We start from the raw sequence: 22,820 nt of genomic DNA, 5'->3' as shown, positions 1-22,820 counted from the left end.
TGACACGGCGATCACCTCCCCCGGCACGGCGAGCCCCCGGACGGCGGGCGGCGCGCCGGGCGTGTCCTACGGGCGGCGCGCGTTGGTGCGGCGCGTCGCCACGGCCGTGGACGGGTCCTCCGGCCAGGGGTGCCGGGGATACCGGCCGCGCAAGTCGGCCCGTACGGAGCGGTAGCCCTCCTGCCAGAACGACGCCAGATCCGCCGTGACGGCCGCCGGCCTGCCCGCCGGCGACAGAAGATGGACGAGCACGGGGACGCGGCCGCCCGCGAGGCGGGGCGTCTGCCGCAGACCGAAGAGCTCCTGCAGCTTGACAGCCAGGACGGGCTGCTCACCGCCGTAGTCCACCCGGATCCGCGAGCCGCTCGGCACCTCGATGCGCTCCGGCGCCAGCTCCTCCAGCCGCGCGGCGTCCCCGCTCGCCCACGGCAGCAGCCGCTCCAGCGCCTTGCCCGCGTCCACCCGCTCCAGGTCGACGCGCCTGCGCGCCCGGTCCAGCTCCAGGCCCAGCCACTCGTCCGCACGCGCCAGCAACGCCGCGTCCGACACGTCCGGCCACGGCGCACCCAGCTCCCGGTGCAGGAACGCCAGCCGCTGCCGCAGGCACTCCGCCTCCGCGCCCCAGCGCAGCAGTCCCGCTCCCTCGCGCCGCAAACCCTCCACCAGAGCCGCGCGTACGAGCCCGCGATCCGGCGAGGTCAACGCGCTCGTGGCCAGCTCCACCGCGCCCAGCCGCGCCACCCGCCGCGCCACGACATCCCCGCGCTCCTGCGACCAGTGCACCTCCTCGCCCTCGGTCAACAGCGCCCCGGCCGCCGCCCGGGCCGTACCCTCGTCGATCACCGCGCCAAGCCGCACCCGCGCCGACGCGGCCGCGACGGGCCGGTCGGCGACGGCCACCGCGAGCCACCGCGCACTGCGCAGCCGCGAACCTTCCCCCAGCTCCGCCCCCGTCCCCGACACCATCAGGAACGAGCCCTCGTCCCGCGCCCGCGCCACCCGCTCGGGAAACGCCAGCGCGGCGATCAGGCCGGCAACGGCGTCATCGGGGTGCGCGGCAGCCTCCCGCTCGCCCGACGCGCCGCTCACATCGTCGTGCGCGCCCCCGCGCCTTCGCTCGTCGCGGGGTGCGCGCTCTTGCCAGGACGCGGGCCCGGAAGCCTCACCGCCCCGGGGCGCCGCCCCCTCGTCCGCCCCGCCGGCCAGGGCGGTGCGGGCCGCGTTCTCCAGTCGGCGGGCCTCCGTGCGCCAGCGGGCGGCGTAGGCGTCGCCGCCGCGCCGCGCCGTACGCCAGGCGGCGGCCAGATCATCGCCGTACTCCCGGGGCGGTTCCTCGCTGAGCAGCGCCACCACCTCCGCCGCCCGGCGCGCGCCGACCTCCCCAGCGCCGTCCAGAAGGGCGCGTGCGAGGCGCGGGTGCACCCCCAGCCGGGCCATCCGCCGGCCCCGGTCGGTGGGGCGGCCGTCCGGGCCGGTCGCGCCGGTGGCCGCGAGCACCGCGCGGGCCGCGGTCAGCGCGCCGGCCGGCGGCGGGTCCAACAGCGCGAGCCCCGAGGCGTCGGGGTCACCCCAGCAGGCCGTCTGCAGGGCGAACGCGGTGAGGTCCGCGACCGTGATCTCCGCCGCCGGGAACGCCGGCAGCCGCGCCTCGTCGGCCTCCGCCCAGCAGCGGTACACCGCTCCCGGCGCCTCGCGGCCCGCGCGGCCCGCGCGCTGCCGGGCGGCGGCCCGGGACGCCCGTACGGTCGTGAGCGCGCTGAGCCCCCGGGCATGGTCCATGCGCGGCTCCCGGGCCAGGCCGGCGTCCACCACGATCCGTACGCCCGGCACGGTCAGACTGGACTCCGCCACCGAGGTCGCCAGCACCACCCGGCGCCCCGCGGAGCCGCCCGCCAGCACCGCGTCCTGCACGGCGGCCGGGGCGCGCCCGTGGACCTGCAGCACCTCCGCGCCGTCCAGCGACCGGGGGCCGCCCAGCAGGCCCGCGACCCGGCCGATCTCGCCGACGCCGGGAAGGAAGCACAGCACGTCCCCGTCCCGCTCGCGCAGCGCCCGCCGCACCACGGCCGCCACATGGTCCAGGAGCACGGGGTCCACACGCATTCCGTGCGGCGGCCGCACCGCTCGCTCCGGCGGCGCCCACACCACCTCCACCGGGTGCGAGACGCCTCGCGCCTCGACGACGGGCACCCCTCCCAGCAGCCGTGCCCAGCCCTCGGCGTCCGTGGTGGCGGAGGCCGCGACCAGGCGCAGCTCCGGGCGGAGGGCGGCCCGCACGTCCAGCAGGAACGCCGCGGCCGTGTCGGCGTCCAGATGCCGCTCGTGGCACTCGTCCAGCACGACGGCGTCGACTCCGGCCAGCTCCGGATCGCGCTGGAGGCGTTGCAGCAGTACACCGGTCGTCACCACTTCGACGACGGTCGCGGGCCCTGCCCGCCGCTCGCCGCGCACGGTGAAGCCCACCGTGCCGGCCGCACCGCCCACGTCCTGGCCGAGCAGCCACGCCATGCGTCGTGCCGCGGCCCGCGCTGCGATCCGGCGCGGCTCGGCGACCACGACGCGGCGTACGGACCCGGTGGCGCCCTGGCCGCCGCCCGCCACCAGCCCGGCGAGGACCAGGGGAACCAGAGTCGTCTTGCCCGTGCCGGGGGGAGCGCACAGGACCGCCGCGCCGTGCTCGTCCAGCGCGCGGGTCAGCGCGGGCAGCGCGGTGCGTACAGGCAGTTGTTCGAGGGCGTCGGTACGGATCACGGGACCAGTCTCGCCGAGGCCGGGCGCGGCCCCGCGAGGAGAGGGTCAGTCACGCTCGCATACGAAGATCGCGGTGCCGGGGATCAGGTTGCCGCGCAGCGGGGACCAGCCGCCCCACTCCTGGTGGTTCCAGTCCGGCCACTCCGGCTCGACCAGGTCGGTCAGCCGGAAGCCGGCCGCCACGACGTCGCGCACCCGGTCGCCGAGCGTCCGGTGGTGCTCCACGTAGACCGCGCGGCCCGCCTCGTCCTGCTCCACATAAGGGGTGCGGTCGAAATAGGAGGCGGCGACGGAAAGGCCCTCCGGCCCGGGCTCGTCGGCGAACGCCCAGCGGATGGGGTGCGTGACGCTGAAGACCCAGCGGCCACCGGGGCGCAGCACCCTATGTACCTCGCGCATCAGCTGTACGGGGTCGGCGACGAAGGGCACCGCTCCGTAGGCGGAGCAGACCAGGTCGAAGGAGCCGTCCCCGAAGGGCAGCGCACAGGCGTCCGCCTCCACCAGCGGGAAGTCCCCGCCGATGCGCAGCGCGTGCTGCAGCTGCCGGTGGGAGAGGTCCAGGGCCACGGGCCGGGCGCCCTGGGCGGCCAGCCAGCGCGAGCACTGGGCGGCGCCCGCGCCGATCTCCAGGACGGTCAGGCCCTTCAGGCCGCTCGCCGGGCCCAGCAGCGCGGCCTCCGCCTCATCCAGGCCCTCCGGACCCCAGACGAAGCGGTCGTCGCCGAGGAAGCCGCCGTGCTCGTTCTGGTACTCGTCGGCGTTGCGGTCCCACCAGCCACGGCTGGCCCGGCTGCTCTCCGCGTCGCCGCTCTCACGGCGGGTCGCTTCCGGCTCGTATTCTTGGGTCATCTCGACGGTCGCGCCCTTGGCCTCGGCAGTGGTGCTGCGGTGTGCAGCTCTTGATCATTTCAGGTCGCCGCCGGCGCGGGGCGCCACGGTGCCCGGTGAGGACTTCGCGAGGGAGCTTTCGGTGGCCCGAGCGTGACGCTACGGGGTGCCGCGGGGCCCTCGTGGCCTCGCACAACCTGAGTTGTGCCGGATTTCGGGTGTTTCATCCCGGGTGTGCGCCTTCGCGCATTGACCGTGTCCGGCTGCCCCCGTATGCTACAAGTTGCGCTGCGGGCCTGCGCGCCTCAGACAGAGCAGGCCGCGCTCGCACTTGTTGTATGTCCCCTCGGTTGTCGAGGTGTTCCCGGAGTCCTCGGATTCGTCCGAAGCCCCCGGAATGTGCACCTCCAAGGCTGTCCGGCTTCGGCGGTGCGATACGGGCTCTCGGCGTAGCAGTACCTACGACTCACTGTCCGTACCGGAGCCCTTTCCCACATGACGAGCAGCACCGAGACCACCGCCACCACTCCGCAGGTTGCGGTCAACGACATCGGTAACGAGGAAGCCTTCCTCGCCGCGATCGACGAGACGATCAAGTACTTCAACGACGGCGACATCGTCGACGGCGTCATCGTGAAGGTCGACCGGGACGAGGTCCTGCTCGACATCGGTTACAAGACCGAAGGCGTCATCCCTTCCCGCGAGCTTTCGATCAAGCACGACGTCGACCCGAACGAGGTCGTCAAGGTCGGCGACGAGATCGAGGCCCTGGTTCTCCAGAAGGAGGACAAGGAAGGTCGTCTCATCCTGTCCAAGAAGCGCGCTCAGTACGAGCGTGCCTGGGGCACGATCGAGAAGATCAAGGAAGAGGACGGGATCGTCACCGGTACCGTCATCGAGGTCGTCAAGGGTGGTCTCATCCTCGACATCGGCCTCCGTGGCTTCCTCCCGGCCTCGCTGGTCGAGATGCGCCGCGTTCGCGACCTCCAGCCCTACGTGGGCAAGGAGCTCGAGGCCAAGATCATCGAGCTGGACAAGAACCGCAACAACGTGGTCCTGTCCCGCCGTGCCTGGCTGGAGCAGACCCAGAGCGAGGTCCGCCAGACCTTCCTCACGACCCTGCAGAAGGGCCAGGTCCGCTCCGGCGTCGTCTCCTCGATCGTCAACTTCGGTGCGTTCGTGGACCTCGGCGGCGTCGACGGTCTCGTCCACGTCTCCGAGCTCTCCTGGAAGCACATCGACCACCCCTCCGAGGTTGTCGAGGTCGGCCAGGAAGTCACCGTCGAGGTTCTCGACGTCGACATGGACCGCGAGCGCGTCTCCCTGTCGCTCAAGGCGACCCAGGAAGACCCGTGGCAGCAGTTCGCCCGGACCCACCAGATCGGTCAGGTCGTCCCGGGTAAGGTCACCAAGCTCGTTCCCTTCGGCGCGTTCGTGCGCGTCGACGAGGGCATCGAGGGCCTGGTCCACATCTCCGAGCTGGCCGAGCGCCACGTGGAGATCCCGGAGCAGGTCGTCCAGGTCAACGACGAGATCTTCGTCAAGGTCATCGACATCGACCTCGAGCGCCGCCGCATCAGCCTCTCGCTGAAGCAGGCCAACGAGTCCTTCGGTGCCGACCCGTCCGTGGTCGAGTTCGACCCGACCCTGTACGGCATGGCCGCGTCCTACGACGACCAGGGCAACTACATCTACCCCGAGGGCTTCGACCCCGAGGCCAACGACTGGCTCGAGGGCTACGAGAAGCAGCGCGAGGAGTGGGAGCGCCAGTACGCCGAGGCGCAGCAGCGCTTCGAGCAGCACCAGGCGCAGGTCATCAAGTCCCGCGAGGCCGACGAGCAGGCCGCTGCCGAGGGTGCTGCCGCTCCGGCCGCCGCCTCGGGTGCCGGTAACGTCTCCGGCGGTTCGTACTCCTCGGAGTCGGCCGACAACTCCGGCGCCCTGGCGTCGGACGAGGCGCTCGCCGCGCTCCGCGAGAAGCTCGCCGGCGGCCAGAGCTGAGGCTCTGACCGGCAGCAGCTGACAGCTGACTGATGTAAGGCCCGCTCTCCTTGGAGGGCGGGCCTTACTCATGCCCCCACTGATGCCCCAGTTGTGCTCCGGCGATCTTCTCGGTGGCCGCAGCGGGAATGACCGCACCCTTCAAGGACGTTCTTCGGTACGGAACATGAGGAGGAACGGTCACTGTGTTGGATCCGCAGGGTTTGTACGAATGGGAGCCCAAGGGGCTCGCCGTGGCCGACCTGGCCCTGGCCCAGGACACGGCCGGTCTGGTCATGCTCTACCACTTCGACGGCTACATCGACGCCGGTGATACGGGCGACCAGATCGTCAAGCGGCTGCTCGACGGCCTGCCGCACCAGGTCGTGGCCCGCTTCGACCACGACCGGCTCATCGACTACCGGGCCCGTCGGCCCTTGCTGACCTTCGAGCGCGACCGTTGGAGCGCGTACGAGGTGCCGAAGATCGAGCTGTACCTGGTGCAGGACGCGACGGGCGCGCCCTTCCTCCTGCTCACCGGCCCCGAGCCGGACGTCGAGTGGGAGCGCTTCGCGATCGCGGTGCGGCAGCTGCTGGAGCGGCTCGGCGTACGCCTGTCCGTCAACTTCCACGGCATCCCCATGGGCGTCCCCCACACCCGCCCCGTCGGCATCACCCCGCACGGCAACCGCACGGACCTCATGCCGGGGCACCGCAGCTATTTCGACGAGGCCCAGGTGCCCGGCAGCGCCGAGGCGCTCATCGAGTACCGCCTGGCCGAGGCCGGCCACGACGTCCTGGGCGTCGCCGCGCACGTCCCGCACTACGTCGCCCGCTCGCCCTACCCGGACGCGGCGCTGACGGCACTGGAGGCGGTCACCGCCGCGACGGGCCTCGTCCTGCCGAACGCCGCGCACTCCCTGCGCACCGACGCCCTGCGCACGCAGGAGGAGATCGAGCGCCAGATCGCCGAGGGCGACGAGGAGCTGGTGGCGCTCGTACGGGGGCTTGAGCACCAGTACGACGCGATGGCCGGCGCCGAGACCCGCGGCAGCCTCGTCGCCGAGCCCGTCGACCTGCCGTCGGCCGACGAACTGGGCGCGGAATTCGAGCGTTTCCTCGCCGACAGGGAGGGCGACGGCAGCCGCTGACCGCCGGCCCTATAGCGTGGGGCCCATGCTGAAGGTGGGCCTCACGGGCGGAATCGGCGCGGGCAAGAGCGAGGTGTCGCGGCTCTTCGCCTCGTACGGAGCGGTGATCATCGACTCCGACAGGATCGCGCGGGAAGTGGTGGAGCCGGGCACCCCCGGACTGGCGGCCGTGGTCGCGGAGTTCGGCGCCGGGGTGCTCACCCCCGACGGCGCACTCGACCGCCCGAAGCTCGGCGCGATCGTCTTCGCCGACACCGCCCGGCTCGCCGCCCTCAATGCCATCGTCCACCCCCTCGTCCGCGCCCGCTCCGCCGCACTGGAGTCCGCCGCGGGAGCGGATGCCGTCGTCGTCCACGACGTCCCCCTGCTCGCCGAGAACGGGCTCGCACCCCTGTACGACCTGGTCGTCGTCGTCGACGCCTCCACCGGGACCCGCCTCGACCGGCTGGTCCGCCTGCGCGGCATGACCCCCGACGAGGCCCGCGCCCGCATGGCGGCCCAGGCCACCCGCGAGCAGCGGCTGGCCGTCGCCGACCTGGTCGTCGATAACGACGGCCCGCTGGAGGAGCTGGAACCCAAGGTCAGGGCCGTGTGGGAAGAGCTGCGGAATAGGCCGTAGAGCGCAGGCGTTCTCCCGCAGCAGCGAGCGAGTCCTGCCGTGAAAGGAGACGTACGTGTCCGAGCCGACGACGCCCGAGACCCACGTGATCGACTTCCGGGCAGCGGAGCAGTTGCTGAACGCCGGTGACCCGCGCGGCGCCATCAAGCTGCTCGACTCGGTCATCGCGGCCCATCCCGAGAACACCGCGGCCCGTCTGCTGCGCGCCCGTTCCTTCTTCGCGACGGCGCAACTGCGTCCGGCCGAGCTCGAATTCCAGCTCGTCCTCGAACGCGAACCCGACAACGCCTTCGCCCACTTCGCCCTGGCCCGCACCCTCCAACGTGCCGCCCGGCCCACCGAGGCCCTGCGCCACTTCCGCCTGGCCGCGGCCCTGGACCCGCGCCCGGACTTCTTGGCGGCGGCGCGGTTCGGCCGGAAGGACTGAACCGTCCCGTGCGGCGGCGCCGGACGGACTGATCCGTTCGTCATATCGAGTGAGTGCCCGAGGTGGGGCCCACCGGTCCCACTCGCCCCTGGAGAAACGCTGCATGCAGGCGATTCGCGGCCTGGGAGGCTTTTGGCCGGGCGTCGTCGCCGGACTGTGGTGTGCGCGCATGCCCCTCGTTCCTGCTTAGCGTGGCTGTCTCGATCTTGCTCATCGAGTCGCCCCAGGAGACCGTCCATGGCCATGCCGGAACTGCTCGGCGTCAGTCCCAGTCCCTTTGTGCCCCCGCCGGGGCCCCGGTACAAGGCGCGAGCCCTGGGCGTCGGCTGGGTGGTCGCCGCCCTGCTGTGTGCGTACTTCTCGGCCTCGCAGGCGAGCAGGGCCGCCGGGCATGTGGCGAACAAGGGCGTCCTCACCGTGGAGCGTTGCTGGCAGCATCCCGGTAGCGGAAGGTACGGGAGTAAAGGCACCGAGTGCGTCGGGAGCTTCCGAACGGCGACGGGGCGGGTCGTACGAGATGACGCCGAACTCGACGGCGCACATGTGCCGGGCGAACGTGTGCGGGTGTATCGCGCAGGTGACAGCTACAACCTTGTCGGCTGGCGCGCTTTCTGGGGCTGGCTGATCCTCTTCTGCTTCGGTGCGCTCGTGGCCTGCCACGGCTTGATGACCATTGTGGTGGGCATCCATGCGACGAAAGCCGAGGAAATGCTCGTCGTCCAGTCATTGGTGCGGAGGACGTCGGCGGCGGTCTACGTCAAGTCGCTGATGTGGTCGGCACTGGCGGGCCTGGTGCTGTGCGCGATGCTGGCGCTGGTCTCGCATTGATGGAACGGAATTCTTTCGTACCAGGAGGACGGATGGAACTGCGAGTTGATTCAGCTCAGTTGGAAGATTTCGCGCGGCAGGTCTACAGAGGTGCCGAGGACTCGAGGGAAGTGTTGAACTATGCCAGAAAGTTCACGCACATCTCCGGCGAACAGATGGGACTTTTTGCTATCGCGGTCGAGGGGCACGACGGCTTACGCAACGGCGTCTTGCAGGCCCTGCAACGTCTCTCCGGAATTCTGACGGAGTCTTCGGAAGAGCTGCGTTCCGCTGCTGCCTACTATCGCCGCACCGATCATGCAGTCGCTGCCGTTCTGGACGCCGGATACCCGCGGGAGAGGCGCTGACCGGCCATGGATTTCACCGACGTGGTCCAGCCCACGACGTACCTTATTCCGCCTGCGAAGCCGGACGAGTTCGCCGACCCGCTGCTCCCGATCAATGCGGTCTGTGAAGTCCTCAGCCCAGGTGGGTGGCTTATCAAGCTGGCCGAGCTGATGCTGCCGAAGGATCCGGTCAAATGGACACAGGAGCAGCTGGCCGGGGACTGGGCGACCTACGCCAAATGCGCCGAGTCATGGCAGCGGATGGGGCAGGCATGCGGTGCCCTCGCGCGGAACATGGAGTCCGGCGGCAGACGCATTGACGTGACGTGGGACGGCAACGCAGCAGATGCGGCGCTCCTCTACTTCGATGCCCTGCGGAAGAATCTCGAGGAAATGCAGGATGCGCTGGACGCGATGAGTGACGAGTACCGCGCGGTCGCGCGGTCGGTCTCGATGACAGGTCAGGCGATCGGCGGATGCATCAGCGCGATCGTTGATGCCCTCCTGACGATGTCCATCTCGGCTGCGGCTTCCGCAGCCTTCGGCTGGACCGGGTGCGCCGCGGCGATGGGCTACGCGATCGGGGCGATGGAAGCCGAGGTCATCCTCAAGGAGTGGGAACGGATGACCAGGCTCATCAGCTATGCCCAACTGGCCATGAACGCCAGTTATGGGGTCATGGAGCATGTCGGAGGTGAGGTCATGGCGAAACTCAATGCTTTTCCTCTTCCTCGGGCGAGTTATGACCACCCGGCGGTCTGAGGAGAGGCACATGCCTGAACAAGAGGTGGGGTACGAAGAATTCCTGGCTCCGGGCCGGGACCGGGAGCAGGCCCGTGTCGTCCACAAGGCCCTGCAACACCTGGCCGCCGGTGGGGCGGGCGACGTCCTTCAGGAGATGGCTCGTGAGGTCCTCTCCGGCCGGGTCGGCCTTCGTGAGGCCGTGCGGGTGGGTGCTTACGCGGACGCGCTGGGTGAGCATGCCCATGTGGCGCGCAGGGCGTGGGAGGACATGCCCGAGGAACAGCGCGAGCGCTCTCTGGCCGAAGCCCGCAGGTCTCTCGACGCGGAGGGGGTCTGAAAGGCTTGTCGGCGGGTTACGGTTGGGGCGACTCGCGGCTACCGTTCGGGTTTCTCGCCCTTGACCGGCGCATACGGCGGGACGTCCCGCCCCGGCTGGTAGTGCGGCCCCTGCCGGATGTGCCGTATGACCACGCCCAGGTCGACGGCCGTCACCGCTGCCAGCACCCCGCAGGCGATCGCCCACCCCGGGTGCCCGGCGGCTGCGAAGAGGACGGTCCCGGCGATCGCCCAGACCAGGCCGAAAGCGGCCAGCCCGCACCGGAGCCGCAGGGGGCTGCGGGCCGTCATCGGTTCATTGCCCGTACGCATGGCGCACCATCTCCTCCTACCAGGATCCACCCTCCAGGGTGGTCCCGGCAGCTCAGAGCAGGCGCTGGATCTCGCCGCGGACGCGGTAGAACCCGGACGAGGCGGGGGACAGTGCCTCGACGACGTAGCGGGCGCCGGGCTGGCGTATGTGGCGGGGGAACTGGACGTTCCAGCTGGGGTCGTAGCCGCCGGAAACGACGTGGACGCGGAGGCGGCCGGCCTCCTGCACGCACTCGACCACGATGCCCGAGGGCGGCGCGGAGGTGACCGTACGGACGGTGGCGCAGGGGGCGTAGGTGGGGACGGCGGCGGCGGACTTGACGTCCAGGGGGACGGGGACGGTGCCGGACTGGGCGGCGGTGACAGCGGCTTCCGTGGCGTCGACGCACACCAGGGAGCCGTCGGTGGTGACCATGTACAGCTTCTCGTCGAGGTACTGCATGGACAGGGCGGAACCACCGCCCGTGCCGAGCTTCCACAGGCGGGTGCCGTCGGCGGCGAAGCAGTAGACGGAGGAGGCGGAGTCCCCGGCGAAGACGTAGCGGCCACCCGGGGCAGTGGCGCAGGAGTAGACCGCCGAGTCGCACGGGTACGTGGCCTCGATGGCGCCGTCGGCCTTGGACAGGCGCTGGACGACGTTGTGGTTGGTCCCCGCGTACACGCAGTGGTCCTCCTGCCAGCCGAAGAGCACGGAACCGCTGGTGCGGCTGTGCCACAGCTCGCCGCCGCCGTCCTGGGCGTAGGCCGTCACTCCGCGCCCGTGGCCGTGGTACACGGCGCGTTCGTCCCGGCGCACCATCCAGGCGTGGGTGCCGGTGCTCTTGCGTGACCACTGGTATTCGTCCTCGTGGTCGATGACGGTCAGGCCACCGTTGCGGTCGGCGACGTTGAGGACGCCTTCGTGGATGTCGAGCCAGAAGATGTCGACGTCCGAGGCGATCTCGTAGGCAGCGAAGGGCAGTTTGGAGGAGAGGTCGTAGACGGTGCCGTCGTCGCAGCCGGCGTAGATCCAGAAGTCGTCGGCCACCAGGCACTTCACACCGTCCGGCAGCTGGTAACGGGCCAGCACCTCGCCGTTGTGCCCGAGGGTGTAGACGTCGCCGGACTGGTTGCCGACCCAGCAGCGGTCCTCACCGATGTGGATGCCGAACGCGGCGGCCCCGGTGCGGAAGCGCCACAGCACCGGGGCCACGGCCCGGGCGGTCGAGGGGGCGGAGGTGACCTGGCGGCGGGTCACCGCGCGGGCCGCCCGGCCGCCGCGCACGGCGGGTGCGTAGCCCTTGCGCACCTTCTCGCCGACCTTCTTGGCGGCCGCGGCCCGCGCCTTCTCCGCGGTCGGGAAGGCGGACGTCTGGACCTGCCCGGCCGCGCCGATCCGGCCGTACCGCACCGTCACCGTCGTGCTGTCGACGGTGACTTCGTAGAACTTGTGCGCCCCCGCGCCGTCCTGGGACAGCTCCAGATACGTGGTGTTCCCCGACATGGCAAGCCCCTCTCCCGCCGGTCGCGACGACCGGTCCGCAGTGAGGGGAACGCTAGGGCGTGCCACTGACAATCGACCGCGGGCGAGGCCCGGGCGGCCGGTGCCGCACCGTCAGAACAGCGGTTGCGGAAGGACACCTTCGAGCGCCAGCAGGGCGCGCTTGGCCTCCAGACCGGGGCCGAAGCCGCCCAGGCCGCCGTTGCTCTCGACGACGCGGTGGCAGGGCACGACGACGGGGAGCGGGTTGCTGCCCATGGCCACGCCCACGGCGCGGGCGGCCCCGGGTTCGCCGACCCGGTCGGCCAGGTCCTGGTAGGCGACCAGGGTGCCGTAGGGGACGTGGTCGAGGAGCTCGTGGAGCGTGCGGCGGTTGAATCCGGAGGTGAGCGACCAGTCGAGAGGGAGGGAGAAGACCCGCAGGCGGCCACTGAAGTAGGCCTGGAGCTGCGCTGTCGCCTCGGCCAGCACGTCGTGGCATGCGGAGGGCGGGCCGGCCGGGGCGGAGCCCAGGCGGCGGGTCAGGCGGTCGACGGAGCCGGCGGCACGTTCGCCGGTGTCCTCGGCATGGAAGACGACACTGAGCAGGCCGTCCGCGGTCGCGGCCAGGCCCAGTGGGCCGACGGGCGTGCTGATCGTCGTCCATGCCCACACCCGGGGGCCGGCCGGCAGAGGGCGCTCGGAGTCCGTCACGCACTCCAGCCTAGAGCGTCCCCTGCCGGTGCCTTCGGGCGGTTCAGAGAGCGGACTCCAGTGCTGCGGTGGCGTCGGACAGACCGGGGAAGCCGGCCAGCTCCGACGGCTCCGACAGGAACGACTCACCGGCGTCCTCGGCCAGTGCGTCGGCGACGACGTGCGGAGCGTTGCTGATGATGCCGTCCACGCCCATGTGGGCGAGGGCGACCGCCCGCTCGCCGTCGTCCACGGTCCACGCCGAGATCTCCAGGCGCCGTCCGTGCGGGCCCTTGAGCGCGTGGACGGCGCGGACCCAGGCGGCGGTGACGCTCTTGTGGCTCGGATTGATCTGGTCGGCGAAGGCGGCGTACGAGCGGAGCTCGGCGGGCTTGGGGGCGCCGAGGAAGCCCTTCTTGATGTCCGGGCGAAGTTTGTGCAGCGTCTTCAGGGACGTCGCGTTGAAGCTCTGGACGATCAGCCTGCTCTTGACGTGGCGCCCGTCCAGCCAGCCGGCCCGCCGCAGCTCGGCCACCATCTGCCGCTCGATGCCCGGGTACAGCTCCGGAGCCTTCACCTCCAGCAGCAGCTTCTGGCGGTTGTCGTCGACCCGCCGCAGATAGCGGCTCAGTGTCGGCACCCGCTCACCCGCGAAACGCCGGCTGTACCACCTGCCGGCGTCCAGCTTCTCGATCTCGGCGAGGGTGAAGTCGGCGACCTTCCAGGGTGCGCGCCGCGGATACCGCCGCTTGACGTCGGTCGTGCGCTCCAGGGTGGTGTCGTGCATGACGATCAGGGCGCCGTCCTTGGTTCGCTGGACGTCGTTCTCCACCCACTTCACGTCCAGCCTCGCCGCTCTGTCGATCGACGCCAGGGTGTTCTCCGGCGCCTGGACCGGGACCCCCCGGTGGCCGATGGCCACGGGGACCGCCGGGCCGTCCGTGGCGTGCGCGGGCGCGGCGGCGAGACCGACCGTGGACACGGAGGCGAGCGTCGTGAGGGACAGTCCGAGAAGTGCGCTGGTCACGGCGGAGACGGTGCAGATGCGCATGAGGGCTCCTCGCGGCGTCCGGGCCCGGGACGGCCTTCGCGATCCGGGGCCTCGTGTACGGAAAGTCGTACGGCGTGCACGGAAAGTCGTACACGATACCCCTACGCGACCGCGACCACCGGGGCATCCGCAGACGGGATCCTTTGCCGCCTTTTCGCCGACCGTTCGCCTGGAAAACGGGGGTGGAACCCCGGGGACGAGGCCGTTGTCAGTGGTGGGCCGTACGGTGGTTTCATGCGGCCCGTATCCAAGATCGAACGCAAGGTGGCGCCTTTCGAGGTCGTCAGCTCCTACCAGCCCAGCGGTGACCAGCCGACGGCCATCGCCGATCTGGAGCGGCGCATCCGCGCAGGCGAGAAGGACGTCGTCCTGCTCGGTGCGACCGGCACCGGGAAGTCGGCGACCACGGCGTGGATGATCGAGAAGCTTCAGCGGCCGACGCTCGTCATGGCGCCCAACAAGACGCTCGCGGCCCAGCTCGCCAACGAGTTCCGCGAGCTCCTGCCCAACAACGCCGTCGAGTACTTCGTCTCGTACTACGACTACTACCAGCCCGAGGCGTACGTCCCGCAGTCGGACACGTACATCGAGAAGGATTCCTCGATCAACGAAGAGGTCGAGCGGCTGCGCCACTCGGCGACGAACTCGCTGCTCACCCGGCGTGACGTCGTGGTGGTGGCGTCGGTGTCCTGCATCTACGGCCTGGGTACGCCGCAGGAGTACGTGGACCGCATGGTGCCGCTCAAGGTGGGCGAGGAGACCGACCGGGACCAGCTCCTGCGCCGCTTCGTGGAGATCCAGTACACGCGCAACGACCTGGCCTTCACCCGGGGCACCTTCCGCGTGCGCGGCGACACCATCGAGATCTTCCCGGTCTACGAGGAGCTGGCCGTCCGCATCGAGATGTTCGGCGACGAGATCGAGGCGCTGTCCACGCTCCACCCGCTCACCGGCGAGGTCATCTCCGACGACCAGGAGCTCTACATCTTCCCCGCCAGCCACTACATCGCCGGTGCCGAGCGGATGGAGAAGGCCATCGCGGGCATCGAGGCCGAGCTGGAGGAGACCCTCGCCCGTATGGAGAAGCAGGGCAAGCTGCTGGAGGCCCAGCGGCTGCGCATGCGGACCACCTACGACATCGAGATGATGCGCCAGATCGGCTCCTGCTCCGGTATCGAGAACTACTCGCTCCACATGGACGACCGTGAGCCGGGCTCCCCGCCCAACACCCTCATCGACTACTTCCCCGAGGACTTCCTCCTCGTCATCGACGAGTCGCACGTCACGGTCCCCCAGATCGGCGCCATGTACGAGGGCGACGCCTCGCGCAAGCGCACCCTCGTCGAGCACGGCTTCCGCCTGCCGTCGGCCATGGACAACCGGCCGCTGAAGTGGGAGGAGTTCACCGAGCGCATCGACCAGACCGTCTACCTCTCCGCGACGCCCGGCAAGTACGAGCTCTCGCGCGGCGACGGTTTCGTGGAGCAGATCATCCGTCCCACCGGCCTGGTCGACCCCGAGGTCGTCGTCAAGCCGACCGAGGGCCAGATCGACGACCTCGTGCACGAGATCCGTACGCGCACCGAGCGCGACGAGCGCGTCCTGGTCACCACCCTCACCAAGAAGATGGCCGAGGACCTCACGGACTACTTCCTGGAACTGGGCATCCAGGTGCGCTACCTGCACAGCGACGTCGACACGCTGCGCCGTGTCGAGCTGCTGCGCGAGCTGCGGGCCGGTGAGTACGACGTCCTGGTCGGCATCAACCTGCTCCGCGAGGGCCTCGACCTTCCCGAGGTGTCCCTGGTGGCCATCCTCGACGCCGACAAGGAGGGCTTCCTGCGGTCCGGGACCTCCCTGATCCAGACCATCGGGCGTGCGGCGCGCAACGTCTCCGGCCAGGTGCACATGTACGCCGACAAGATCACTCCGGCGATGGAGAAGGCCATCGAGGAGACCAACCGACGCCGCGAGAAGCAGATCGCCTACAACAAGGAGCGGGGGATCGACCCCCAGCCGCTGCGCAAGAAGATCGGTGACATCGTCGCCACGCTCGCCCGCGAGGAGATCGACACCCAGGAGCTCCTGGGCTCGGGCTACCGCCAGAGCGGCAAGGACAAGGGCAAGGCCCCGGTGCCCACGGTGGTCTCCGCGGCGGGCGCCAAGGGAAAGGCCAAGGCCAAGGGCAAGAAGGAAGCGGTGGTGGCCACGGACCGGCCCGCCGCCGAACTTGCTCAGCTCATCGAGGAGATGACCGACCGTATGCGGGCGGCTGCCGCGGAGCTGCAGTTCGAGGTCGCGGCACGGCTGCGCGACGAGGTGGGGGAGCTGAAGAAGGAACTGCGGCAGATGCGGGAGGCGGGCCTGGCCTGACCCCGGCCTCGCGGGAGGCCGCCCTTCCGCGCGGGTCGGCGACGGAGCAGCGTACGCGACGGCGTACGGGGCATGTTGCAAGACCGCCACAAACCCCCCTGGGGTGAGTACCCGCTCCTCACCAGTGCATAGGGTCCTTCAAGGAGGCCGCGCGAACGCGTGGCCACGGGGACGAACGAACGAGAGAGGGACTGCGCGTGACGGTCAACTTGTCCAAGGGCCAGGGCATCAGCCTCCGGAAGGCCGACGGGGGCACCCTGACCGCGGTGCGGATGGGGCTGGGCTGGCAGGCGGCCCCTCGCCGCGGGCTGTTCGGGACGCGGACGAAGGAAATCGACCTCGACGCCTCGGCGGTGCTCTTCGCCGACAAGCAGCCGGTCGACGTGGCCTTCTTCCAGCAGCTGGTGAGCAAGGACGGCTCGGTGCGCCACACCGGCGACAACCTGGTCGGCGGCGCGGGCCAGGGCAGCGACGACGAGTCGATCCTCGTCGACCTGCAGCGCGTTCCCGTGCACGTCAACCAGATCGTCTTCACGGTGAACTCCTTCACAGGCCAGACCTTCGCCGAGGTCCGCAACGCCTTCTGCCGGCTGGTCGACGAGACCACCGGCCAGGAGCTGGCGCGCTACACCCTGGACGGCGGCGGCCCGTACACCGCTCAGATCATGGCGAAGGTGCACCGGGTGGGCGACGGCTGGCAGATGACGGCCATCGGGACCCCGGCCAACGGCCGGACCTTCCAGGACCTGCTGTCGGAGATCCAGGCCACCCTCTAGGCGCGGCGGCCCGTCCCGGTCGAACGGACGGGCCCGCCCGGGCACCCCGGGCGCCTCCACAGCGGTACGGACCCAGAGCAGTACGAAGCCGGGCCCGGCGGAGCGGCATCCGCCGGGCCCGTGGCACAGCGAGCCAACATGACAAGGGGGAAGCGGCGATGACGGCCGAGCTGGTGCGGGGGCAGAACCACCCGCTGTCCGGGACCCGACTGGAGATCCGGGTCTCGGCGGGCCGACCGGTGGTGGCGGGCGCGACGCTCGCTGACGCGGATGGCAGGGTTCCGGGCGCCGAGTGGGTGGCGCACCCCGCCTCGCCGCGGCTCCCGGGCCTGGAGGTGTCACGGCAGGCCGCTGCCGAGCATCGGCTGGCAGTCGATCTGGACGCCCTGCCGGAGGCCGCCCACCAGGTCAATGTGCTGCTCGCCCTGGTGTCCGGCGCGGACGGCCCCGCGCGCTTCGGCGCGATGGCGGCGCCGTTCCTGGCGGTGACCGGCGCCGACGGCGCGGAGGTCGCCAGCTACACCATCACCGATCTGGACGCCGAGTCGGCGGTGGTCGCCCTGGAGCTGTACCGCAGGCAGGGCGCCTGGAAGGTGCGCGCGGTCGGCCAGGGGTACGCCGACGGCCTGGCCGCGATGCTGCGCGATCAGGGGCTGCCCGGGGCGGACGGCATGGCGACGAGCATCGAGGAAGCGGTTGCGCAGGGCATGGCCCGGGCGGTTTCCGCACCGCCCGCCCAGCGCGCTGCGGGCGAGAGTGCGGCCCGCCGCGTCGCCCCGGCCGGTGGCGCGAGCGACGACGGCCGTGCGGTGGCCGACATGGCCGGTCACGACCCGGCGGTCGGCGCACAGGGGCGCGGAGCGGGCGAATCCGTACCGGCTCCGGGTGCGGCGCAGCCGTCGGCTGGTGAGGGTCCGGTCAGCTACCGGCACCCGGGCCGCCGGACCTCCACGCCGCCCGAGCCCGCCCCTGCGGCCCCGGCCGCCGAGCCCGGTCGGCCGCCCCGGCCGGTGGCGGGTGACGCCACCGGCTGGACGATGGACGAGCGGCTCTACAACCAGGTCTGGGGCATGTTCGAGGACATGGCCCGGACAACCGCCGCCTACCGCAGCGCGGTGGACTTCGCGGAGTCGCGTCTGGAGCAGGAACTGGACCGGGTGCTCTCCGATCCCCGCACCCGGGTCGGCCCGGCCGCCGACGCGGCCCGGGCGGAGGCACGGGCCAGGCAGGCGCAGCTGGTGGAGCAGGCGCGTTCGGTGCTCGACCGTGACCTGGCCCAGCTCGTGGCCGAGGCCGAGGTCGTCGAGCATGCCCTGCCACCTGCGTTCGCGCGCTGGGACAGCCCCGTCTGGCAGGGCTACCAGGTGCCGCTGGAGACCCCGATGGCGCTGCGACTGGGGGATCTGCACCTGCCGGAGCGCAAGGATCTGCGCATCCCCATGCTGGTGCGGCTGCCGCTGGAGCGCGGGCTGTGGGTCGACAGCGGCCGTTCCCAGGGCGGTCCCGGGGCCGGCCTGCTGGACTCCTCCGAGGTGCGCAGGCTCGCCATGGACTGCGCCGTCGCGCACGCGGTGCGGCTCCTGGCCGTCCACCCCGTCGGTGACTACTCGGTGCACGTCATCGACCCAGCGGGCGCGGCCGGGTCCGCGCTGGCCCCGCTGCTGGAGTACGGAGCGCTCCGTGAGCCGCCGGCGCCCGGCGCGCACGGGGTGTCCGAGGTGCTGGCGCGGCTGACGCGGCGCGTGGACCTGGTGCAGATGGCGGTCCGCAGCGGCGCCCTGGACTCCCTGCCGGCGGATCTCGACACCGCCGAGCAGTTGCTGATCGTCAATGACTTCCCGCACGGCTTCGACGACCGTGCCGTCACGCAGCTGCGCTATCTCGCGGACGAGGGGCCGTCCGTTGGCGTGCATCTGCTGATGGTTGCCGACCGTGAGGATGCGCGGGTGTACGGGCCGGTCCTGGACCCGCTGTGGCGTTCCCTGCTGCGGATCACGCCGGTGCCGGACGACCACCTCGCCGATCCGTGGGTGGGGCACGCCTGGACGTACGAGCCGCCGTCGGTGCCCGTCGGCAGCGATGTGGTGCGGCAGGTGCTGTGGCAGGTCGGGCAGGCGCGGAGGGCGTACGGCATCTGACGATGGAACGTAGCCCCTGACCAGGCGACTTGGATTTCTCTTTACTATTCCTTGGGTTTTCCTGTACCGTTCTGGGAAGTGCCGTACGCCGTACGACCTGCCGGAGGAACAGTGGACGTTTCCCTGACCCTGTGGGCGCTGACCATCCTCGGTCTGTGTGCCCTCGTCGCCGCCGACTTCTTCATAGGGGGCCGCAAGCCGCACGAGGTCTCCCTCAAGGAGGCCGGCGTCTGGACCGTGGTCTGGGTCGCCCTGGCCGGGCTCTTCGGACTGGGGCTCCTGGCCTTCGGCGGCGGCGGGCCGGCCGGTGAGTTCTTCGCGGGCTACATCACCGAGAAGTCGCTGAGCGTCGACAACCTCTTCGTCTTCGTCCTGATCATGGCGAAGTTCGCGGTGCCGCCGGTGTACCAGCAGCGGGTTCTCATGGTCGGCGTGCTCATAGCGCTGGTCCTGCGAGCCGTCTTCATCGGCGCGGGCGCGGCGATCATCGCCAACTTCTCCTGGGTCTTCTACATCTTCGGCGCCTTCCTCATCTGGACGGCGTGGAAGCTCATCCAGGAGGCGCGGGCGGACGAGGAGGACGAGGAGTTCGAGGAGAACCGCTTCCTGAAGCTGGTGGAGCGGCGCTTCCCCTCCACCGACCGGTACCACGGCACCAAGCTGTTCATCGCCGAGAACGGCAGGCGGCTGATGACACCGATGCTGATCGTCATGCTGGCGATCGGCACGACCGATGTGCTGTTCGCGCTCGACTCCATACCGGCGATCTTCGGCCTCACCCAGGACCCGTACATCGTCTTCACCGCCAACGCCTTCGCACTCATGGGCCTGCGACAGCTGTACTTCCTGATAGGCGGCCTGCTGAAGAAGCTGGTCCACCTCTCGTACGGCCTGTCGGTCATTCTCGGCTTCATCGGCGTCAAGCTCGTCCTGCACGCCCTGCACGAGAACGGCGTCGGCGTCCCCGAGATCAGCATCCCGGTCTCGCTCGGCGTCATCTGCGCGGTCCTCGTCGTCACCACCGTCACCAGCCTGCGTGCCTCCGCCGGACTGGCGCGGGCCGAGGCGGCAGAGGCGGCGGCCGGCCCGGCGACCGAGGCCGCCGGTGCGGTGGCGGCGGGCAAGGACGAGCGGGAGAGCGCCCGCGCCTGACGACCGGGCACCTGCGGGGCCGGGCGCAGGGCAGGCGGGCGCAGGGTCAGGCGGGGGCCGGGTCGGCGGCCGTGGTCGCGGTGGTCGTGGGGCGGGTCTCGGGAAGCAGTGTGAAGCAGGTCAGGCTGAGCAGGGCGACGCCGGTCAGGTAGACGGCGACGCCCCAGGGCGGCCCGTCGCCCCGGGCCGTCGCGGTCGCGACCAGCGGGGTGACGGCGCCGCCCAGCACCCCGGCCAGGTTGTACCCGACGGCCGCGCCCGTGCAGCGCACCCTGGCGTCGTACAGCTCGGGGAGGTACGCGCCGACGACACCGAAGGCGGTGGAAAAAGACAGCATCGCGACGACGAAGCCCAGCAGCATCAGCGCGGGACGGCCGGTGCGCAGGAGGCCGATCAGCGGAAACATCCACAGGGCGACGGCGGTGCAGCCGGCCAGGCACAGGGGACGGCGCCCGTAGCGGTCGCCGAACATCGCGATCAGCGGGGTGACCGCGCCCGAGGCGGCGACGGACACCATGATGCAGCCGAGCATGACCGTACGGTCGACTCCGAGCCGTTCGGTGCCGTAGGCCAGGGACCAGGTGGTGACGGTGTAGAAGACGGCGTAGCCGACGGACAGTCCGCCGGCCGTGAGCAGGACGAGCCGCCAGTGGCCGCGTACGACCTCGGAGAAGGGCTGTGACGCGCGGGTCCCGCTCGCGGTCAGTTCGCGGAAGTCCGGGGTCTCGGCGAGCTGGGTGCGCAGCAACAGGCCCACTGCCGCCAGGACGCCCGCCGCCCAGAACGGCACGCGCCAGCCCCAGGACAGGAACTGGGCCTCGGTGAGGGTGGCCGACAGCGTCAGGGTGATGCCGTTGGCGAGCAGGAAGCCCACGGACGGGCCGGCCTGGGGGAAGCTCGACCACAGGACGCGGCGGTGCGCGGGCGCGTGCTCGGCGGTCAGCAGGACGGCGCCGCCCCACTCGCCGCCGAGCCCCAGGCCCTGCAGGAAGCGCAGGACCAGAAGCAGTACGGGAGCGGCGATGCCGATGTCGCGGTAGGTGGGTACGAGGCCGACCGCGACGGTCGCGACGCCCGTCAGCAGCAGGGATGAGATGAGCACCGGGCGGCGGCCGAGCCGGTCGCCGATGTGGCCGAAGAGTACGGACCCCACCGGGCGGGCGAGGAACCCGACGCCGAAGGTGCCGAAGGCGGCGAGGGTGCCGAGGAGGGGGGAGACGGTGGGGAAGAACAGCGGGCCCAGGACCAGGGCCGCCGCCGTGCCGTAGGCGAAGAAGTCGTAGAACTCGATGGCGGTGCCGGCCATGGATGCGGCCGCCAGACGGAACATGGCCGGGGATCGGTCACGATGCATGTACTGCCCAACTTCCGGGCGGCGCCCAGGAAACGGGGCGCTCGGAAGTGCTGCCGGGGGCGCAAGGGAATCGCGCCTTCCGCCCGCTGTGCGGAAGGCGCGCTACCCCTTGTCGTGGCGGCAGGTCACCAGCCGCGCTTGCGCCACTCCGCGACGTGCGGGCGCTCGGTGCCCAGCGTGGTGTCGTTGCCGTGGCCCGGGTAGACCCAGGTCTCGTCCGGGAGCGTGCCGAAGATCTTGGTCTCCACGTCCTCGATGAGGCTGGCGAAGGCCTTGGGGTCGTCGTGGGTGTTGCCGACGCCGCCGGGGAAGAGGCAGTCGCCGGTGAAGACGTGCGGGTGGCCGTGCGGGTCGTCGTAGACCAGCGCGATGCTGCCCGGCGTGTGGCCGACCAGGTGGCGGGCCGTCAGCTCCACCCGGCCGACACGAATGGTGTCCCCGTCGTCGACGAGCACGTCCGTGGCCACCGGGATGCCCTCGGCGTCCTCGCGGCCCGCGTAGGTACGGGCGCCGGTGGCCGCCACGACCTCGCCCAGTGCGCCCCAGTGATCGGCGTGCTGATGGGTGGTCACGACCGAGGCGATGCCGCTGTCGCCGATCAGGGCGAGCAGCGTGTGCGGTTCGGCGGCGGCGTCGATCAGCAGCTGCTCGTCCGTCGCGCGGCAACGCAGCAGATAAGCATTGTTGTTCATCGGACCGACCGCGACCTTCGAGATCATCAGATCGGCCAACTCGTGTACGTCCGCAGGTCCGCCGACCTCTACCGCTCCGCTGTACGTCATGGGAGCACCCTATAGCGGAGGCAGAACGGGGAGCGGAGCGCCACCTGTTTCGAGTCGCGGGCCGTCCTGCCGCCCGGCGAGCCAGCACAGCAGGCCGGCGGCGGTGCCGGTGACGGAGAGGGGTTCGCCCTCCGCGCGCCCGGTGCTCCAGCGGCCGCCGTCGGTCGCGGTCAGCCGGAGGGCGGGGACATCGGGGTGGCCGGCGAAGCGTTCGGCGAGGAACTCGATCTCCCGCACGGTGAACTCGGCGGACAGGTCCGCCGGCTCGTAGCCGATGCCGAGGTCGACGTGGTGCAGCTCCACCTCGATGAGGCGGCGGAAGGGGACGCGGGCGGCGACGTCGGTCACGCCGTTGCGCATGGTGATCGTGCGGTTCCAGTCGGCGGGCGCCTCGGCGGTGCGCAGGAAGCGGGCGGCGCTCTCGCGCAGATCGCCGAGGTGGACGTCCAGCGGCCGAGAGGCGTCGCGCTCGATGTCGGCCTCGCGCGCCTCGGCGCTGGTGTACATGGGGCGGCCCGCCAGCACGTTCACGAGGGCGTCCGCGTTGCGGGCCAGGTGGGCGAGGAGGTGGCCGCGGGTCCAGCCGGGGAGCCGTGACGGCTCGGCAACGGCGGCGTTGTCCAGCTTGCCGGCCGCGGAGAGCAGCCGGTCGGTCGCCTCGCGTACCGCGTTCAGGTCACGCACGTGATCAATCATGCCGCCGACGATAGTCCGGCCACTCCTTCGGGTGAAGGAGTCGG

21 protein-coding genes are annotated in these 22,820 nt (G+C 71.1%); 12 read left to right on the top strand and 9 right to left on the bottom strand.

What is annotated here, in order from left to right:
* Positions 1 to 66: 66 nt before the first annotated feature.
* Positions 67 to 2,751: an ATP-dependent helicase HrpB gene (gene hrpB, locus AB0F13_RS18845; protein WP_362083055.1), complete on the bottom strand. Its 2,685-nt coding sequence runs from the start codon at positions 2,749 to 2,751 to the stop codon at positions 67 to 69.
* A gap of 45 nt (positions 2,752 to 2,796) precedes the next feature.
* Positions 2,797 to 3,600, bottom strand: coding sequence for a class I SAM-dependent methyltransferase (locus AB0F13_RS18840; RefSeq protein WP_362083052.1), 804 nt, complete (start codon positions 3,598 to 3,600; stop codon positions 2,797 to 2,799).
* Between the two features lie 474 nt (positions 3,601 to 4,074).
* Here AB0F13_RS18840 and rpsA point away from each other — a divergent pair, with 474 nt between their 5' ends.
* The 8 genes from rpsA to AB0F13_RS18800 all read left to right on the top strand — a co-directional run bounded on the left by rpsA (position 4,075) and on the right by AB0F13_RS18800 (position 9,991).
* Positions 4,075 to 5,580, top strand: a complete 1,506-nt coding sequence (rpsA, locus tag AB0F13_RS18835; RefSeq protein WP_225660109.1) for a 30S ribosomal protein S1 — start codon at positions 4,075 to 4,077, stop codon at positions 5,578 to 5,580.
* Positions 5,581 to 5,765: 185 nt separating this feature from the next.
* Positions 5,766 to 6,710, top strand: a complete 945-nt coding sequence (locus AB0F13_RS18830; RefSeq protein ID WP_362083049.1) for a PAC2 family protein — start codon at positions 5,766 to 5,768, stop codon at positions 6,708 to 6,710.
* 25 nt (positions 6,711 to 6,735) lie between these two features.
* A complete protein-coding gene (coaE, locus tag AB0F13_RS18825) occupies positions 6,736 to 7,329 on the top strand; it encodes a dephospho-CoA kinase (protein ID WP_362083046.1) in 594 nt (197 codons plus the stop codon).
* Positions 7,330 to 7,384: 55 nt separating this feature from the next.
* Complete coding sequence (locus AB0F13_RS18820) at positions 7,385 to 7,756, top strand: tetratricopeptide repeat protein (RefSeq protein ID WP_362083043.1); 372 nt, start codon at positions 7,385 to 7,387, stop codon at positions 7,754 to 7,756.
* Between the two features lie 237 nt (positions 7,757 to 7,993).
* Positions 7,994 to 8,584, top strand: a complete 591-nt coding sequence (locus tag AB0F13_RS18815) for a hypothetical protein (protein ID WP_362083040.1) — start codon at positions 7,994 to 7,996, stop codon at positions 8,582 to 8,584.
* A gap of 32 nt (positions 8,585 to 8,616) precedes the next feature.
* Complete coding sequence (locus AB0F13_RS18810; protein WP_362083037.1) at positions 8,617 to 8,931, top strand: type VII secretion target; 315 nt, start codon at positions 8,617 to 8,619, stop codon at positions 8,929 to 8,931.
* Between the two features lie 6 nt (positions 8,932 to 8,937).
* Positions 8,938 to 9,672 carry a WXG100 family type VII secretion target gene (locus AB0F13_RS18805; RefSeq protein WP_362083034.1) on the top strand — a complete coding sequence of 245 codons (735 nt, stop codon included), beginning with the start codon at positions 8,938 to 8,940 and terminating at the stop codon, positions 9,670 to 9,672.
* A gap of 10 nt (positions 9,673 to 9,682) precedes the next feature.
* Complete coding sequence (locus tag AB0F13_RS18800) at positions 9,683 to 9,991, top strand: hypothetical protein (RefSeq protein WP_362083031.1); 309 nt, start codon at positions 9,683 to 9,685, stop codon at positions 9,989 to 9,991.
* A 38-nt stretch (positions 9,992 to 10,029) separates the two neighbouring features.
* Here the strand turns inward: AB0F13_RS18800 and AB0F13_RS18795 are convergent, their stop codons facing one another.
* The 4 genes from AB0F13_RS18795 to AB0F13_RS18780 all read right to left on the bottom strand — a co-directional run bounded on the left by AB0F13_RS18795 (position 10,030) and on the right by AB0F13_RS18780 (position 13,505).
* Positions 10,030 to 10,302 (bottom strand): DUF6343 family protein, encoded by a 273-nt coding sequence (locus AB0F13_RS18795; protein ID WP_362083028.1) that lies wholly within the window; start codon positions 10,300 to 10,302, stop codon positions 10,030 to 10,032.
* Between the two features lie 52 nt (positions 10,303 to 10,354).
* A complete protein-coding gene (locus tag AB0F13_RS18790) occupies positions 10,355 to 11,785 on the bottom strand; it encodes a WGR domain-containing protein (RefSeq protein WP_362083025.1) in 1,431 nt (476 codons plus the stop codon).
* A gap of 111 nt (positions 11,786 to 11,896) precedes the next feature.
* Positions 11,897 to 12,475: a methylated-DNA--[protein]-cysteine S-methyltransferase gene (locus AB0F13_RS18785; RefSeq protein ID WP_362083022.1), complete on the bottom strand. Its 579-nt coding sequence runs from the start codon at positions 12,473 to 12,475 to the stop codon at positions 11,897 to 11,899.
* Positions 12,476 to 12,518: 43 nt separating this feature from the next.
* Positions 12,519 to 13,505, bottom strand: a complete 987-nt coding sequence (locus AB0F13_RS18780; RefSeq protein ID WP_362083020.1) for a glycerophosphodiester phosphodiesterase family protein — start codon at positions 13,503 to 13,505, stop codon at positions 12,519 to 12,521.
* 234 nt (positions 13,506 to 13,739) lie between these two features.
* Here AB0F13_RS18780 and uvrB point away from each other — a divergent pair, with 234 nt between their 5' ends.
* The 4 genes from uvrB (at position 13,740) to AB0F13_RS18760 (ending at position 19,944) form a co-directional block, all read left to right on the top strand.
* Complete coding sequence (gene uvrB / locus AB0F13_RS18775) at positions 13,740 to 15,878, top strand: excinuclease ABC subunit UvrB (RefSeq protein ID WP_362083017.1); 2,139 nt, start codon at positions 13,740 to 13,742, stop codon at positions 15,876 to 15,878.
* Positions 15,879 to 16,075: 197 nt separating this feature from the next.
* The gene (locus AB0F13_RS18770) at positions 16,076 to 16,654 is read left to right on the top strand and encodes a TerD family protein (protein ID WP_362083014.1); all 579 of its coding nucleotides are present in this window, start codon (positions 16,076 to 16,078) and stop codon (positions 16,652 to 16,654) included.
* A 158-nt stretch (positions 16,655 to 16,812) separates the two neighbouring features.
* Positions 16,813 to 18,792 (top strand): TerD family protein, encoded by a 1,980-nt coding sequence (locus AB0F13_RS18765; protein WP_362083011.1) that lies wholly within the window; start codon positions 16,813 to 16,815, stop codon positions 18,790 to 18,792.
* A 111-nt stretch (positions 18,793 to 18,903) separates the two neighbouring features.
* On the top strand, positions 18,904 to 19,944 hold the full coding sequence (locus AB0F13_RS18760; protein ID WP_362083009.1) for a TerC family protein: 1,041 nt from the start codon (positions 18,904 to 18,906) through the stop codon (positions 19,942 to 19,944).
* Positions 19,945 to 19,990: 46 nt separating this feature from the next.
* Here the strand turns inward: AB0F13_RS18760 and AB0F13_RS18755 are convergent, their stop codons facing one another.
* The 3 genes from AB0F13_RS18755 to AB0F13_RS18745 all read right to left on the bottom strand — a co-directional run bounded on the left by AB0F13_RS18755 (position 19,991) and on the right by AB0F13_RS18745 (position 22,776).
* A complete protein-coding gene (locus AB0F13_RS18755) occupies positions 19,991 to 21,298 on the bottom strand; it encodes an MFS transporter (RefSeq protein WP_362083006.1) in 1,308 nt (435 codons plus the stop codon).
* Between the two features lie 125 nt (positions 21,299 to 21,423).
* Entirely contained in the window at positions 21,424 to 22,080 is a 657-nt protein-coding gene (locus AB0F13_RS18750) for an MBL fold metallo-hydrolase (RefSeq protein ID WP_362083003.1), read from the bottom strand.
* 9 nt (positions 22,081 to 22,089) lie between these two features.
* The gene (locus AB0F13_RS18745) at positions 22,090 to 22,776 is read right to left on the bottom strand and encodes a maleylpyruvate isomerase family mycothiol-dependent enzyme (protein WP_362083000.1); all 687 of its coding nucleotides are present in this window, start codon (positions 22,774 to 22,776) and stop codon (positions 22,090 to 22,092) included.
* Between the last annotated feature and the right edge of the window lie 44 nt (positions 22,777 to 22,820).

It is taken from the genome of Streptomyces sp. NPDC026206, assembly GCF_040638465.1.
GTDB lineage: Bacteria > Actinomycetota > Actinomycetes > Streptomycetales > Streptomycetaceae > Streptomyces.
Note: the sequence above shows the minus strand (reverse complement) of the source record. Positions and strands in the feature narration are given on the sequence as shown.

What these genes read in the sequence shown, in the direction of transcription:
- AB0F13_RS18840 (WP_362083052.1), bottom strand. Translation starts at nt 3,600, where the DNA reads ATGACCCAAGAATACGAGCCGGAAGCGACCCGCCGTGAGAGCGGCGAC.
- rpsA (WP_225660109.1), top strand. Translation starts at nt 4,075, where the DNA reads ATGACGAGCAGCACCGAGACCACCGCCACCACTCCGCAGGTTGCGGTC.
- coaE (WP_362083046.1), top strand. Translation starts at nt 6,736, where the DNA reads ATGCTGAAGGTGGGCCTCACGGGCGGAATCGGCGCGGGCAAGAGCGAG.
- AB0F13_RS18815 (WP_362083040.1), top strand. Translation starts at nt 7,994, where the DNA reads ATGGCCATGCCGGAACTGCTCGGCGTCAGTCCCAGTCCCTTTGTGCCC.
- AB0F13_RS18810 (WP_362083037.1), top strand. Translation starts at nt 8,617, where the DNA reads ATGGAACTGCGAGTTGATTCAGCTCAGTTGGAAGATTTCGCGCGGCAG.
- AB0F13_RS18805 (WP_362083034.1), top strand. Translation starts at nt 8,938, where the DNA reads ATGGATTTCACCGACGTGGTCCAGCCCACGACGTACCTTATTCCGCCT.
- AB0F13_RS18800 (WP_362083031.1), top strand. Translation starts at nt 9,683, where the DNA reads ATGCCTGAACAAGAGGTGGGGTACGAAGAATTCCTGGCTCCGGGCCGG.
- AB0F13_RS18795 (WP_362083028.1), bottom strand. Translation starts at nt 10,302, where the DNA reads ATGCGTACGGGCAATGAACCGATGACGGCCCGCAGCCCCCTGCGGCTC.
- AB0F13_RS18790 (WP_362083025.1), bottom strand. Translation starts at nt 11,785, where the DNA reads ATGTCGGGGAACACCACGTATCTGGAGCTGTCCCAGGACGGCGCGGGG.
- AB0F13_RS18780 (WP_362083020.1), bottom strand. Translation starts at nt 13,505, where the DNA reads ATGCGCATCTGCACCGTCTCCGCCGTGACCAGCGCACTTCTCGGACTG.
- uvrB (WP_362083017.1), top strand. Translation starts at nt 13,740, where the DNA reads ATGCGGCCCGTATCCAAGATCGAACGCAAGGTGGCGCCTTTCGAGGTC.
- AB0F13_RS18765 (WP_362083011.1), top strand. Translation starts at nt 16,813, where the DNA reads ATGACGGCCGAGCTGGTGCGGGGGCAGAACCACCCGCTGTCCGGGACC.
- AB0F13_RS18755 (WP_362083006.1), bottom strand. Translation starts at nt 21,298, where the DNA reads ATGCATCGTGACCGATCCCCGGCCATGTTCCGTCTGGCGGCCGCATCC.
- AB0F13_RS18750 (WP_362083003.1), bottom strand. Translation starts at nt 22,080, where the DNA reads ATGACGTACAGCGGAGCGGTAGAGGTCGGCGGACCTGCGGACGTACAC.
- AB0F13_RS18745 (WP_362083000.1), bottom strand. Translation starts at nt 22,776, where the DNA reads ATGATTGATCACGTGCGTGACCTGAACGCGGTACGCGAGGCGACCGAC.